Annotated in this window: 14 protein-coding genes; 9 read left to right on the plus strand and 5 right to left on the minus strand. The window is 64.9% G+C overall.

Features of this window, described 5'->3' with window-relative positions:
- Both EZM81_RS06290 and EZM81_RS06295 read left to right on the plus strand, forming a co-directional pair.
- Positions 1-294 carry a hypothetical protein gene (locus tag EZM81_RS06290; protein ID WP_136645162.1) on the plus strand — a complete coding sequence of 98 codons (294 nt, stop codon included), beginning with the start codon at positions 1-3 and terminating at the stop codon, positions 292-294.
- Positions 295-343: 49 nt separating this feature from the next.
- Positions 344-1,312 carry a phosphoribosylaminoimidazolesuccinocarboxamide synthase gene (locus EZM81_RS06295; RefSeq protein ID WP_135449251.1) on the plus strand — a complete coding sequence of 323 codons (969 nt, stop codon included), beginning with the start codon at positions 344-346 and terminating at the stop codon, positions 1,310-1,312.
- Here EZM81_RS06295 and EZM81_RS06300 read toward each other — a convergent pair.
- Positions 1,299-1,712 carry an Hsp20/alpha crystallin family protein gene (locus tag EZM81_RS06300; RefSeq protein ID WP_136645163.1) on the minus strand — a complete coding sequence of 138 codons (414 nt, stop codon included), beginning with the start codon at positions 1,710-1,712 and terminating at the stop codon, positions 1,299-1,301. The genes EZM81_RS06295 and EZM81_RS06300 overlap by 14 nt on opposite strands.
- Before the next feature lie 190 nt (positions 1,713-1,902).
- Between EZM81_RS06300 and EZM81_RS06305 the strand changes: the two genes are divergently transcribed.
- Together EZM81_RS06305 and dtd are read left to right on the plus strand one after the other, a co-directional pair.
- Positions 1,903-2,826 carry a carbohydrate kinase gene (locus tag EZM81_RS06305; RefSeq protein ID WP_136645164.1) on the plus strand — a complete coding sequence of 308 codons (924 nt, stop codon included), beginning with the start codon at positions 1,903-1,905 and terminating at the stop codon, positions 2,824-2,826.
- Positions 2,823-3,266: a D-aminoacyl-tRNA deacylase gene (dtd, locus tag EZM81_RS06310; protein WP_135449254.1), complete on the plus strand. Its 444-nt coding sequence runs from the start codon at positions 2,823-2,825 to the stop codon at positions 3,264-3,266. Before EZM81_RS06305 ends, dtd begins: the two co-directional genes overlap by 4 nt.
- 4 nt (positions 3,267-3,270) lie before the next feature.
- Here dtd and EZM81_RS06315 read toward each other — a convergent pair whose 3' ends face one another.
- The 4 genes from EZM81_RS06315 to EZM81_RS06330 all read right to left on the minus strand — a co-directional run bounded on the left by EZM81_RS06315 (position 3,271) and on the right by EZM81_RS06330 (position 8,551).
- The gene (locus tag EZM81_RS06315; protein ID WP_135449255.1) at positions 3,271-3,795 is read right to left on the minus strand and encodes a hypothetical protein; all 525 of its coding nucleotides are present in this window, start codon (positions 3,793-3,795) and stop codon (positions 3,271-3,273) included.
- Positions 3,796-3,927: 132 nt separating this feature from the next.
- Complete coding sequence (locus EZM81_RS06320; protein ID WP_136645165.1) at positions 3,928-5,820, minus strand: acyl-CoA synthetase; 1,893 nt, start codon at positions 5,818-5,820, stop codon at positions 3,928-3,930.
- 114 nt (positions 5,821-5,934) lie between these two features.
- A complete protein-coding gene (locus EZM81_RS06325; protein WP_169052321.1) occupies positions 5,935-7,719 on the minus strand; it encodes an ABC transporter transmembrane domain-containing protein in 1,785 nt (594 codons plus the stop codon).
- Between the two features lie 70 nt (positions 7,720-7,789).
- Positions 7,790-8,551: a DeoR/GlpR family DNA-binding transcription regulator gene (locus EZM81_RS06330; protein WP_135449258.1), complete on the minus strand. Its 762-nt coding sequence runs from the start codon at positions 8,549-8,551 to the stop codon at positions 7,790-7,792.
- 246 nt (positions 8,552-8,797) lie between these two features.
- Here EZM81_RS06330 and glpD point away from each other — a divergent pair, with 246 nt between their 5' ends.
- Genes glpD through EZM81_RS06355 form a run of 5 tightly spaced genes read left to right on the plus strand, consistent with a single transcriptional unit; the run spans position 8,798 to position 14,251 of the window.
- Complete coding sequence (gene glpD / locus EZM81_RS06335) at positions 8,798-10,402, plus strand: glycerol-3-phosphate dehydrogenase (protein ID WP_135449260.1); 1,605 nt, start codon at positions 8,798-8,800, stop codon at positions 10,400-10,402.
- A 9-nt stretch (positions 10,403-10,411) separates the two neighbouring features.
- Positions 10,412-11,500, plus strand: a complete 1,089-nt coding sequence (locus tag EZM81_RS06340) for an ABC transporter ATP-binding protein (RefSeq protein ID WP_135449262.1) — start codon at positions 10,412-10,414, stop codon at positions 11,498-11,500.
- A 1-nt stretch (position 11,501) separates the two neighbouring features.
- Entirely contained in the window at positions 11,502-12,572 is a 1,071-nt protein-coding gene (locus EZM81_RS06345; protein WP_135449264.1) for an ABC transporter ATP-binding protein, read from the plus strand.
- Positions 12,573-12,575: 3 nt separating this feature from the next.
- Positions 12,576-13,448, plus strand: a complete 873-nt coding sequence (locus tag EZM81_RS06350) for a carbohydrate ABC transporter permease (protein WP_135449267.1) — start codon at positions 12,576-12,578, stop codon at positions 13,446-13,448.
- On the plus strand, positions 13,448-14,251 hold the full coding sequence (locus EZM81_RS06355; protein WP_135449269.1) for a carbohydrate ABC transporter permease: 804 nt from the start codon (positions 13,448-13,450) through the stop codon (positions 14,249-14,251). The genes EZM81_RS06350 and EZM81_RS06355 overlap by 1 nt, the downstream gene beginning before the upstream one ends.

The following is a 14,251-nucleotide window of genomic DNA, read 5'->3' on the forward strand; positions in this document are numbered from 1 at the left end:
ATGAGATGGACCTTTCCAATGATGTTCCTTGCCGCCTGCGGCGCCTCACCGGCGGTAGAGTTCATGGGGGCGACCCGCACCGATGTCACGGTGGCGGGGCGCAACTACACCGTCTTTCAGAAGGGTGAACGGGTCGAGGTCATCCGCCTTGGCCATGCCCGACGTGGGGAACATCAGGCAATCCGTGCCACCATGATCGAACTGATCCCGCGTGTCACCGGATGTCGCCTGCTTGAACACAGCCTCAGGGGCGACAGCGGCGAAATGCGCGGCAGCCTCGACTGCCCGGCTTGACTTGGGGGCGTGAAAGCCCAAGAAGCAGGCAGCTTACCGGGGGCCTGCCATGCCGAAGATCGACCTTTCCCGCCGCTTGCCCGAAGCGCGGATCCCCGAATTGCCGAACCCCTATTACGGCAAGGTGCGCGACTGCTACGACCTGCCTGACGGCACGCGCCTTCTGATCTCGTCCGACCGGATTTCCGCCTTTGACCGCATCCTTGCGGTGATACCGTGGAAGGGCCAGGTCCTGACCCAGCTTGCGCGCTACTGGTTCGACCGGACCGCCGACATCGCCCCGAACCACGTCATCGGCTACCCCGACCCGAACGTGGTGCACTGCAAGCGGGTGACGATCCTGCCGGTGGAAATCGTCGTGCGCGGCTATCTGGCCGGCACCACCTCGACTTCCATCCTGACGCAATACCGGGCAGGCAAGCGCGAGATGTATGGCCACCGCCTGCCCGACGGGCTGCGCGACAACGAGGCCCTGCCGCAGCCGATCATCACTCCCACCTCCAAGGCCTTCGACGGCGGCCACGACGAGCCGCTGACGGCGGCAGAGATCGTCGGAACAGGTCTGCTGACGCAGGCGCAGTGGAACGAGGTCAGCGCAAAGGCGCTGGCGCTGTTCGCGCGCGGCCAGCAGATGGCGGCCGAACGCGGGTTGATCCTTGTGGACACGAAATACGAATTCGGCACCGATGCCCAGGGCAACATCCTGCTGGCCGATGAGATCCACACCCCTGATTCGAGCCGCTACTGGATCGCCGAGGGCTATGCCAAGGCGTTCGAGGCCGGCACCCGCCCGCCCAGCTTCGACAAGGACGTGATCCGCTCATGGGTGGTGGCGCGCTGCGATCCCTACCGCGACCCGATTCCCGCGATTCCCGAGGAGATGATCGAAAAGACCGCGATGGTCTATATCGACGCCTACGAACGCATCACCGGCCAACCCTTCATCCCCGATGCAAGCGGGGAAACCCCGCTTGCCCGGGTGAGGGCCAATCTTGCCCGGTTCTTCAGCCCTTCGTGATCGGCACGCGCGCGGCGGCCTTCTTCTCGGGCTTCTTGGGGACGGTCACGGTCAGGACTCCATCCTTCATCTCGGCCTTCACACCGGCCGAATCTGCATCGGACGGCAGGCGGAAGCTGCGGCTGAAGCTGCCGAACTGGCGTTCCGAGAAATACCAGGTATCGCCCTTTTCTTCGCGTTCGCTCTTCTTTTCGCCCTTCACCTGCAGGACGCCATCCTCGACCGTCACCTGGACATCGTCCTCGCCCACACCCGGCAGCTCCATCGCGATCCTGTAGCTGTCGCCGCTCTGGCTGGCTTCGGCGGCAGGCGACAGCCAGTCTGCCAGACGGGAGCCCATCATGCGGAACGGCTCGTAAAGGCTGGGCCAGAAGCTGCCCGGTGCTGACTTCTCTACCATGGAATCCTCCCATTCTTTTGCTGAATGCGGGCATTCTGGTGCGTTGACCGGCTTGCGCCATGACCTTGATCAAGGCGAAAAGCTTCTGGCATCAGGGAATCACGAACGCTATGTGCAACCGGGGCTTCGGCACGCTGTTTGCGCTAACGGCCACGGCACCCTATCCTGCCGAGGGCCAAGGGAGGGGACGATGATTCTGAGTTGCGGCGAAGCCCTGATCGACATGCTGCCCCGGACATCGACCGAGGGCGAGGCCTGCTTTGCCCCTTACGCCGGGGGCGCCGTGTTCAACACGGCCATCGCGCTTGGGCGGCTTGGGGCGCCGTCGGCGTTCTTTTCCGGTGTCTCGACCGACATGCTTGGCGAAATCCTGGCGGATGCGCTGGTCGCCTCGAAGGTGGATACCCGTTTCCTCGCGCGGTCGGACCGCCCCACGACCGTGGCCTTCGTCAAGCTGGTGAACGGTCAGGCAACCTATGCGTTCTATGACGAGGCGACGGCGGGCAGGATGCTTTCCACCGCCGATCTGCCCGACCTTCCGCCCGATGTGCAGGCCCTGTTCTTCGGAGGCATCAGCCTGGTGAACGACCCGGCCGCCTCGACCTACGAAGCGTTCCAGGCGCGCGAATGCGGCACCCGTGTCACCATGATCGACCCCAACATCCGCCCCGGCTTCATCGCCGGCAAGGAAGCCGCCTACCGCGACCGCATCGGGCGGATGATCGCTCGGGCCGATATCGTGAAGCTTTCGGACGAGGACCTGCACTGGCTGGAAGGCCCGGGAGACCCGACGGAGCTCGCGCGCGGCATCCTGTCAAGGGGTCCGAAAGTCGTGTTCGTCACCGAAGGTGCAAGGGGCGCGCGCGCGGTGACTGCAACACAGAACCGGTTTGTGGCGGCCCAGAAGGTTGCGGTCGTAGATACGGTCGGCGCGGGCGATACGTTCAACGCGGGCGTGCTTGCGGCCCTGCATCGCGCCCGGGTGCTGACGAAAGCCGGGGTGGCGGCACTGCCGGATGCCACGCTGGATGCGGCTCTTGACCTTGGCACGCGGGCGGCTGCGGTCACGGTCAGCCGTGCGGGGGCCAATCCCCCCTGGGAGGTAGAACTGTGAGGGCGGTTCTCCAGCGCGTCACCCATGCCGAGGTGCGTGTGGACGGCGAGCTGGTCGGCGCGACTGGCACGGGGTTCCTGATCCTTGTCTGCGCCATGGCCGGCGACACCGAGGCGCAGGCGGAACGGCTGGCGGCAAAGGTCGCGAAGCTGCGGGTGTTCCGGGACGAATTCGGCAAGATGAACCTCTCCATCCGTGACATCGGCGGCGGCGCGCTGGTTGTCAGCCAGTTCACGCTTGCCGCCGACCTGCGCGGCAACCGGCCAGGCTTTTCCACCGCCGCACCGCCCGATCTGGGCGAGCGGCTCTATCACCATTTCAGCGACAGGCTGCGGGCCGAGGGTGTGCCCGTCGCCAATGGCCGATTCGGCGCCGACATGGCCGTAAGTCTTGTGAACGACGGGCCGGTGACCATCTGGATGGACACCGACCAGCTTTAGGCCGTCAGTTGAACGGGTTGCCCGGCGTCTGCCGCTGGATCACGTTGCCGCATTCGACAAGCGCATCAATCGAAGCCCGCGACCCGGCCAGCGAATAGTTCTGCACATCCGAACCGGCGGCCGTGCGCAGATACAGCCGGTTGCCTCTGGCGACCTCGACAATGAAATCGACCCCCGCCTTGTCATCCGGAAGAAAGAACAGAACCGAATTCTTGTAAAGCTCGGCATTGGTCAGGTTCCACGGCGCGCGGCGGTCGATCTGAACCTGCAGGTCGGCCCTGTCCCCCTCGCCGAACTGCCAGGCGGTCGAATAGAACTGCAGCTGCACCGACCCATCCGGGAAGGTCCAGATCGAGAAACTTTCGCCGGGCGCCGAGACCTGGGCCACGCAGCCCAGTGACCCGTCATCCCAGCCGACGATTTCGACCTGCCAATGCTTGTGGGAAAACAGGACCTCGGATTGCTGTGCCGAGGCAGCCCCCCCGACAACCGCCAGCGCCGCGGCGGCAGCGAACATGTGCAGTCCCATCTTTCCCGTCCCGTCTGTTTCGTTCCCAGATCGCTTTTCGCCCCTGGTCACGATTCAGGCAAATGAATCTTTTAGTCATCTTCGGGGCAGGTCTCGGGAGAGTTCGGGACAACCCCAGATCAGGGGGGCGGGTCAGGAATTCCATTCCCACGGGTTGCTGAACTGGCCCAGAACGGCTGCTACTGCCGCATCCTCGACCGGGGCGAGGCGATCCAGCCTGGCGACAAGGCCGCGCTTCTTGTCCTCGACGACCACGCCCACGCGGGCGGGGATCCCTGCCTCGGACAGTGCCGCATCGAATACGCGCGCGATCGCCAGCCGCCGCAGATCAGGCTTGAAGACCTTGCCGACAGCTGTCTTGGGCAGTTCGGGCAGCACCTCCAGATACTTGGGCAGGGCTGCGCGTTCGTGGATGTGCTGGCTGGCATAGGCCATCAGATCGTCAACCGTGGCCGAGGCCCCCTTGACCAGTTCGACATAGACGCAGGGCAGTTCGCCCGCGTGGGCATCGGGCTGGCCGACCGCACCGACGAAGGCCACCGCCTCATGCCCCATCAGCGCCTCTTCGATAACCGCCGGGTCGATGTTGTGCCCGCCCCGGATGATCAGATCCTTCGCCCGTCCGGTGATGAACAGATAGCCGTCGGCGTCGATCCGGCCCAGGTCGCCGGTGCGCAGGAAACGGCCTTCGGCGAACAATTCGTGGTTCTTGTCGGCCTCGGTATAGGTCGAGCCCGCGTAGACGCCGGGGTTCGAAATGCAGATCTCGCCCACCTCGTCAACCGCGCATTCGCGAAAGCCGATGGCGCCCTGACTGGTCAGGATGCGGACATGGGTATAGGGAAACGGCAGGCCGACGGACCCGATCTTCTTCACGCCCTCTGGCGGGTTGATCGAGACAAGGCAGGTCGCTTCGGTCAGGCCGTAGCCTTCGACGATCTCGATACCGGTTTCCTTCCTGAAGCGGTTGTAAAGCTCGACCGGCAGGGGCGAGGAACCGGAGAAGGCGTTCTTGAGGCTGGAGATGTCGGCATTGACCGGGCGCTGCATCAGCGCGGCAAGCGCCGTCGGGACGGTGATGAGGTAGGTCACGCGATAGCGTTCGATCAGCTTCCACAGGTTGTCGAACACCCCCTCGCCCCGATAGCCCTGCGGGGTGGGAAAGACCACATGCGCACCGCTGGCGATCATCGACATCAGGATCGGATAGCAGGCGAAGACGTGGAACAGGGGCAGAGGGCACATCACCACGTCGGTCGGCTTGAACAGCAGGCTGGCCCCAAGCCAGCCATTGTAGACCATGCCGGAAACCTTGTGCTGCGCGACCTTGGGCATGCCGGTGGTGCCGCCGGTGTGGAAATAGGCGGCAACGCGGTCGTGGTGGCTGTCCCTGAAGGTCAGCCGGTCGGCCGGCATTTTCGCCATCTCGACGGCGAAATCCTTGATGTTGGCAGTATGCTGCGGCGGATTCTTCGGCCGGATCCAGGGCACGATGACCTTCTTCAGCCCGGACAGATAGGGCACCAGGTCCACCTCCAGCACCGTCCGCACGTTCGGCGCGAACTGGACCGCTTCCGAAACCTTCTGGGGCAGGTCGGTCTTGGGGAAGGCCTTCAGCGTGACCACGACCTTGGCATTCGTCTCGCGCAGGATGGCGCTTATCTTTTCCGGTTCAAGCAAGGGGTTGATCGGATTCACGATCCCCGCCACCGCCCCCCCCAACAGGGTGACGGCAGTCTCCGGCGCATTTGGCAGGATGTAGGCGACCACGTCCTTTTCCCCCACACCGAGAGATCGGAACAGGTTCGCAGCCCGCGTGACCTGGCCATGCAGTTCCGACCATGTCAGCGTGACCTTCTTCGTCCCCGGCCCCGAAAGTAGCTGATAGCTGATCGCCGGCCGGTCGCCATGGGCATCCCGTGCGCGGCTCAGGAATTCGTACATGCTGCGCGCCTGGCCGCGGTCTTCCCAGGCGGCCTCGGCCTCAATGGCCTTTACATCCGCGGGCGTTGCGAATCTGGTCATCGGTTCCTCCCCTGTGCTGCCCGCTGTTGATCCGCAGGCTTCAGGGCAGGTTGCGGGAACGGGGCGGGTTTGTGAAGCTGCTTTGTCCCCGCTTCCCGGCCGGGAAACGCAACGTCAGGCCGCGCCGTCGGTGAACTGAAGCCGCGCCAGCCGCGCGTAAAGCCCGCCTTCGGCTACCAGGGCGTCATGCGTGCCCTGGGCCACGATACGGCCGCCCTCGAAGACCACGATCCGGTCTGCCCGCTTGACCGTGGCAAGCCGGTGCGCCACCACCAGCGTCGTCCTGCCTTCGGAAAGTCTTTCGACCGCCGCCTGCACCAGGCCTTCGCTTTCCGCATCCAGGGCGCTGGTCGCCTCGTCCAGAAGCAGGATCGGCGCGTCGCGCAGGATGGCGCGGGCGATGGCCACCCGCTGCTTCTGCCCGCCCGACAGCATCACGCCGCGTTCGCCCAGCCAGCTGTCATAGCCCTGCGGCAGCGCGGTCAGGAAGTCATGCGCAGCGGCGGCGCGGGCGGCGGCCTCGACCTCGGCATCCGTGGCATCGGGACGGCCGAAGCGGATGTTCTCGCGCGCCGAGGCGGCAAAGATCACCGGGTCCTGCGGCACCAGCGCGATGGCCTGGCGGAAATCGGCGCGGGCCAAGTCGGTCAGGGGTATGCCGTCCAGCGTGATCTGGCCCGACTGCGGATCGTAGAACCGCATCAGCAATTGCAGGATCGTGGTCTTGCCAGCCCCGGAAGGCCCGACCAGCGCGACCGTCTCGCCCGGGCGCACATGCAGGCTGACCCCGTTCAGCGCGCTGGCCTCGGGCCGGGCGGGATAGCGGAAAGTCACATCCTGAAAGGCGATCTCGCCGCGCACCGGCCGGGGCAAAGGCACCGGGCGCACCGGATCGCGCACGGTGTCCTCGGCGTTCAGCAATTCGACAAGGCGTTCCGTCGCACCCGCCGCCCGCTGCAATTCGCCCCAGATTTCCGACAGTGCCCCCACGGCACCGGCCACCATCACCGCGTAGATCACGAACTGGATCAGCTCGCCCACGCTCATGGCCCCGGCCCGGACGTCGCGCGCACCGACCCACAGGACACCGACGATTCCCGCAAAGGTCAGGAAGATCACGATCACAGTCATCACCGCGCGTGTCCTGATCCGCGTCTTCGCGCTCACGAAGCTTTTTTCGGTCACATCGGCGAAGGTGGCCCGGGTGGGCCCCTCATGGGTGAAGGCCTGCACCGTCTGCACCGACAGAAGCGCCTCGGAAGCCGCGCCCGAAGAGTTGGCGATCCAGTCCTGGTTTTCGCGCGACAGCCGGCGCAGCCGGCGGCCCAGCACGACGATCGGCACCACGATCGCCGGCACGATCAGCAGGACCAGCCCCGTCAGCTTGGCCGAGGTCAGGAACAGCAGGACCAGCCCGCCGATCAGGATCAGCAGGTTGCGCAAGGCGACCGAGACGGAAGAACCGATGACCGACAGGATCAGCGTGGTGTCGGTGGTGATCCGGCTCAGCACCTCGCCGGTCAGGATGCGTTCGAAGAAGGCGGGCGACATGCCCAGCACCCGATCGAACAGCGCCTTGCGGATGTCGGCCACCACCCGTTCACCCAGCCGCGTGACCAGGTAGTAGCGCAGCCCCGTTCCCAGCGCGAGAAGCGCCGCAATGACCAGCGCGGCGCCGAAATACTGGTCCAGCAGGGCGGCATCGCCGTCGTTGAAGCCGTCCACCACCCGGCGCACGGCCAGGGGCAGGATCAGGCTGATCGCCGCCGTCAGGATCAGCGCGACCACGGCCAGCGCCGCCAGCCCGCGATAGGGCCGCAGGAAGGGGGCCAACCCCCGCAACGCGCCCAGCCGCTTCGACTTCGGCCGTTCCTCGACCGCTTGCGAGGTATCAGTCATCCACCCGCCTCTTGCCGTTTCGGCAACGGGTTTAGTCCGCACCGCCGCCGCCTACAAGCATGAGGGGGCTTCAGCCGGCAACCTGAACCTCGGTTCCCCAGGCTTCGCACTTGCGCATGAGGTCCTGCGGCAGGGGCTGGTCGGTGAACAGCGTGGTGATTTCCGACAGGGATGCCAGCCGCGCAGGGGCGGACCGGTCCAGCTTGGAATGATCCGCCACCAGAAACACCTTGCGCGATTGTCGGATGATCGCCTTCGAGACCCTTACCTCGGCCAGGTCGAAATCCAGCAGGTCGCCGTCACGGTCCAGGGCCGACACCCCGATGACGGCATAATCGACCTTGAACTGTTCGAAGAACTGGGTGGTCAGCTCGCCCACCAGCCCGCCATCAGTGCGCCGCAGCGCACCGCCTGCCACAACGATCTCGCAGCCCGGATTGGCGACCAGCGTGTTCGCCACGTTCATGTTGTTGGTGATGACGGTAATGTTGCGATGGCTCAGCAGCTCACGCGCCACCGCCTCGGTCGTGGTGCCGAGGTTCAGGATCAGGCTGCAATTGTCCGGGATCGCCGCCGCGCAGGCCTTGGCAATGGCGGCCTTGGCGCCCTCGTTCATCCGCCGCCGCGCCTCGTAGCCGATGTTCGCCACGCCCGTTCGCAGCACCGCCCCGCCATGCACCCGGTCCAGATGCCCCGCATCGGCCAGGTCGGACAGATCGCGCCGGATGGTCTGCAAGGTCACATCAAAGCGCTGGGCAAGATCCTCGACCATGACGCGCCCCTCGGCCCGGGCGAGTTCCAGGATTTCCGTCTGACGGAAGTTGAGAGCCACGTTCCCTTCCCTTCGTATCCCGCGCTTTTGCTTTCTGCCACGTCCCGGCGCACCTGTCAGCGGCTTTGTTGGGCTGTGACATTTTCGCTTTCTTGCGTTTGCAGAAGAATCCCGCTGCACTTGCAGCATTTTCCACAATAGTTTGCGCGTAGATGTTCGTTTTGGAAAAAAGCGCGCGTAAACGAAAAATTCTGGGTTGACGGAATCGTGACGATCGGCACAGGTTGTGCCCGGGGAGGAACCCGCGTGACAGACGTATCGGCAGGGGTCGCAAGCGACCTCTTCATCATCGGGGGCGGAATCAACGGCTGCGGCATCGCGCGCGACGCGACTGGCCGCGGGTTGACGGTGACTTTGGCCGAACAGGGTGATCTGGCCCAGGGCACCTCTTCTGCTTCGACCAAGCTTTTCCACGGGGGCCTGCGCTATCTGGAATATTTCGAGTTCCGCCTGGTGCGCGAGGCGCTGGAGGAACGCGAGACGCTGCTGGTCGCCATGCCGCACATCAGCTGGCCCATGCGCTTCGTCCTGCCCCTGTCGCCGGACATGCGCTTCGACAGCGACACGCCTACATCGCGGCTTCTGGGCTGGGTGATGCCCTGGGCCAGGGGGCGTCGGCCCGACTGGCTGATCCGGCTGGGGCTCTTCCTCTACGACACGATGGGCGGACGGAAGATCCTGCCACCGACCCGCACGCTGGACCTGACGCGGGATCCGGCCGGCAGGCCCCTGAAACCCGGGTTTCGCAAGGCGTTCGAATATTCCGACTGCTGGGTGGAGGATTCGCGCCTTGTTGTGCTGAACGCCCGCGACGCGGCCATGCGTGGGGCGCGGATCCTGACCCGGACCCGCGTGGTCAGCGCGGAACGCCGGGACGATCTGTGGCACGTCACCACCGAAGGCCCGCACGGTCGGCAGGAGCACATGGCGCGCGTCCTGGTCAATGCCGGCGGGCCGTGGGTCGAAGAGGTGATCCGCAATGTTGCCCGGATCAATTCGTCGGAAGGCGTACGGCTGGTGCGCGGCTCGCACATCGTGACGCGCCGGCTTTTCGACCATGACCGCTGCTATTTTTTCCAGGGAACCGACGGGCGGATCATCTTTGCCATCCCCTACGAGCAGGACTTCACCCTGATCGGCACGACCGACAAGGACCATCAGGGCGCGCCCGGGGATGCCCGCTGCACCGACGAAGAGCGCGACTACCTTCTGGCCTTCGCCAGCCAGTACTTCGCCAATCCCGTGACGAAGGAGGATGTGGTCTGGACCTATTCCGGTGTCCGGCCGCTGTACAACGACGGGGCCAAATCGGCCACCGCGGCCACGCGCGACTATGTGCTCAGCCTCGACCGCAACGGCGCGCCCCTTCTGAACGTGTTCGGCGGCAAGATCACCACATACCGCCGTCTGGCCGAATCTGCCCTGGCGAAGCTTGCACCCTTCTTCCCGAAGGCGACTTCCGCCTGGACCGCCCGCATGGCGCTTCCGGGCGGCGATTTTCCGCATGACGGTGTGGCCGCACTGACCGCAAAGCTGAAGGGGCGGTATCCGTTCCTGACCGATTACTGGGCAGGCCGGATGATCCGTGCCTACGGGACCGAAGCCTTCACCATCCTGGGCAACGCGGGCAGCGCCGAGGCGCTGGGCCGGGATTTCGGCGCCACCCTGACCGAAGCCGAGGTTCGATGGCTGATGGCGCAGGAATGGGCGGTGACCGCCGCCGACGTCGTCTGGCGCCGCTCGAAGCTGGGGCTGCGGATGACGGCCGAACAGATCGAAGAACTCGACCGTTTCATGGCCGGACAGGTCGGGGCGGACGCGGGCCGGGCAGTCAGCCCGGCGGCGGAATAGGGGACTGGAATGACGCTTGAACTGAAAGGGGTCTCACGGTCGGTGGCGGGCAGGGTGCATATCCACCCGACCGATCTGACCCTGCAGAACGGCACGATGAACGTGCTGCTTGGTCCGACCCTGTCCGGCAAGACCAGCCTGATGCGGCTGATGGCCGGGCTCGACCAGCCGACCACGGGACGTGTCCACTGGGAAGGCCGCGACGTGACCGGCGTGCGCGTGCAAGACCGCAAGGTGGCGATGGTTTACCAGCAGTTCATCAACTATCCGGCGATGACGGTCTACGACAACATAGCCTCGCCCCTGCGGCTGATGGGCCGGCCCAAGGACCAGATCGACCGCGCGGTGCGCGAAACGGCGGAAATGCTGCGCCTGACCCCCATGCTGACCCGCAAGCCGCTGGAACTGTCCGGGGGCCAGCAACAACGCTGCGCCCTGGCGCGGGCGCTGGTCAAGGGCGCGGGTCTGGTGCTGCTGGATGAACCACTGGCGAACCTGGACTACAAGCTGCGCGAGGAACTGCGGGTCGAGATCCCGCGCATCTTCGAGGCCTCGGGCGCGATCTTCGTCTATGCCACGACCGAGCCGGAAGAAGCGCTGCTCCTTGGCGGCAACACCGCCACCCTTTGGGAAGGCCGGGTCACACAGTTCGGGCCGACGCCGCAGGTCTACAGGCTGCCGGGCGATTCCACCACGGCGCGCGTCTTCAGCGACCCACCCATGAACTTCGTCTCCTGCCGGAAGGAAGCCTCCCGCCTGACCTTTGGCGAGACTGCCCATGCCCCGGCCACAGGTGCCGCGCGTGACCTTGCCGACGGCAGCTATCTGGCCGGCTTCCGGGCGAACCATGTCACGCTGAACCGCCATTCCGGCGACGCGGTGGAATTCCGCTGCACGATCGGCGCAACCGAGATCACCGGGTCGGAAACCTTCCTGCATCTGGACCATGGCGCGGACCGCTGGGTCGGGCTTGTGCACGGAGTGCATCCGATGGACGCAGGCACCCGGGCCTCGGTCTATGTCGATCCGGCGCATGTCTATCTGTTCGACCAAACGGGCCGCCTTGCGGCGCCAGCCCCTTACGCGATGGCGGTGTGACATGTCCCGGATCACGCTTTCGAACCTTGCGCACAGTTACCTGCCGAACCCGGCCAGCGAGGCCGATTTCGCGCTGAAGGAAATGGACCATGTCTGGGAGGACGGCGGGGCCTATGCGCTCCTGGGCGCCTCGGGCTGTGGCAAGACCACACTTCTGAACATCATTTCGGGCCTGCTGCGCCCCAGTCAGGGCCGGGTTCTGTTCGGCGACCGCGACGTGACCGACGCGCCGACGACCGAACGCAACATCGCCCAGGTGTTCCAGTTCCCGGTCGTCTACGACACGATGACCGTGCGCGACAACCTTGCCTTCCCCCTGCGCAACCGGGGGATGGACGCGGCCTACATCGCCCGCCGGGTGGACCAGATCGCCCGCATGATCGGGATGGAGGACATGCTGACCCGCAAGGCGCGCGGGCTGACTGCGGATGCCAAGCAGAAGATCAGTCTCGGCCGCGGCATGGTGCGCGAGGACGTGAACGCGATCCTCTTCGACGAGCCGCTGACCGTCATCGACCCGCACATGAAATGGGAACTGCGCACCCAGCTGAAGTCGCTGCACCGCGAATTCGGCCATACGATGATCTACGTCACCCATGACCAGACCGAGGCGCTGACCTTCGCCGACAAGGTCGTGGTGATGCACGACGGCCGCGTGGTGCAGATGGGCACCCCCGAGGATCTGTTCGAGACCCCGGCGCATACCTTCGTGGGCTATTTCATCGGCTCGCCTGGGATGAACCTGCTGGACGCTGAGATTTCAGGATCCGAGGCGAGCGTGCAAGGCGCGAAGATCGCCCTTGGCGCGACCTATGGTCCAATGACGGGCCGTACCCAGATCGGCATTCGCCCGGACTATGTGACCATCTCTGACGAGGGGCTGCCGGTAAAGGTGAAACGCGTCGAGGACGTGGGCCGCCACCGGATCGTCCGGGCCGAGTTCCAGGGCCAGCCGCTGAACGCGATCCTGCCCGAAGGCATGAGCGTGCCAGCCGAGGCGCGCGCCGGCTTCCCGCCGGCAAAGATAAACGTCTACGCGAACGACTGGCGCGTTGCGCCGGCGGGGGGCTGAGCCATGGAAAAGACCCAGAACAACAAGGCCTGGCTCCTCGTCCTGCCGGTGCTGGTGCTGGTCGCGTTCTCGGCCGTGCTGCCGCTGATGACGGTGGTCAACTATGCCTTCAACGACACGTTCGGAAACAACCAGTTCTTCTGGACCGGCATCGAATGGTTCGATGACATGATCCATTCCGAACGCCTGCGCGCGGCGCTGGGCCGGCAGGTGATGTTCTCGCTCATCATCCTGGCGATCGAGGTGCCCCTTGGCATCTTCATCGCCCTGAACATGCCGAAGAAGGGCTTCTGGGCCAGCCTCTGCCTCGTCCTGATGGCCCTGCCGCTTCTGATCCCGTTCAACGTGGTCGGCACGATCTGGCAGATCTTCGGCCGGGTGGACATCGGCCTTCTCGGGCGGGCGCTGCAAGGCATGGGCATCGACTACAACTACACCAATGACCCGCTGGATGCCTGGATCACCGTCATCGTGATGGATGTCTGGCACTGGACCTCGCTGGTGGCGCTTCTGGCATATGCCGGGCTGCAGTCGATTCCGCAGGCCTATTATCAGGCCGCCAGGATCGACCAGGCCACGCGCTGGTCCGTGTTCCGCTACATCGAGCTGCCGAAGATGAAGGGCGTCCTGCTCATCGCCATCCTGTTGCGCTTCATGGACAGTTTCATGATCTACACCGAGCCCTTCGTCGTCACCGGTGGCGGTCCGGGCAACTCGACCACCTTCCTGTCGATCGACTTGGCGAAGATGGCCACAGGCCAGTTCGACCTGGGCCCCGCCGCCGCCTTCTCGATCATGTACTTCCTGGTCATCCTGCTGATCTCGTGGGTTTTCTACACCGTGATGACCAACCTCGACCGCGAGGAGGCCCGCTGATGCGCATCCGGTCCAATGCCATCGTGATGACGATCTACCTGTTGTTCCTATTGGTGCCGATCTACTGGCTGGTGAACATGAGCCTGAAGACGAACACCGAGATCACCTCGTCCTTCACGCTCTGGCCGCAGAACCTGACCTTCCGCAACTACATGGTCATCCTGACCGACCCCAGCTGGTACATGGGCTATGTCAACAGCCTGATCTATGTCGTGCTGAACACGGTCATCTCGATCACCGTCGCGCTGCCTGCGGCCTACGCCTTCAGCCGCTACAGCTTCATGGGCGACAAGCACCTGTTCTTCTGGCTGCTGACAAACCGCATGGCGCCGCCGGCCGTCTTCGCGCTGCCCTTCTTCCAGCTCTATTCGGCGATGAACCTGATCGACACCCATATCGCCGTGGCCCTGGCGCACTGCTTGTTCAACGTGCCGCTGGCCGTCTGGATCCTGGAAGGCTTCATGCGCGGCGTCCCGAAGGAAATCGACGAGACCGCCTACATCGACGGCTACAGCTTCCCGACCTTCTTCGTGAAGATCTTCATGCCGCTCATCGCCAGCGGGATCGGCGTCGCCGCCTTCTTCTGCTTCATGTTCTCGTGGGTGGAACTGCTGCTTTCCCGCACGCTGACCACGACCTTCGCCAAGCCGATCGCCGCCACCATGACCCGCACGGTCTCTGCCTCTGGCATGGATTGGGGGGTGCTCGCAGCCGCCGGCGTCCTGACCATCGTGCCAGGCGCCTTGGTGATCTACTTCGTCCGCAACTACATCGCCAAGGGCTTCGCCCTGGGGAGGGTGTGA

It is taken from the genome of Tabrizicola sp. YIM 78059 (assembly GCF_004959785.1).
Lineage (GTDB): Bacteria > Pseudomonadota > Alphaproteobacteria > Rhodobacterales > Rhodobacteraceae > Tabrizicola > Tabrizicola caldifontis.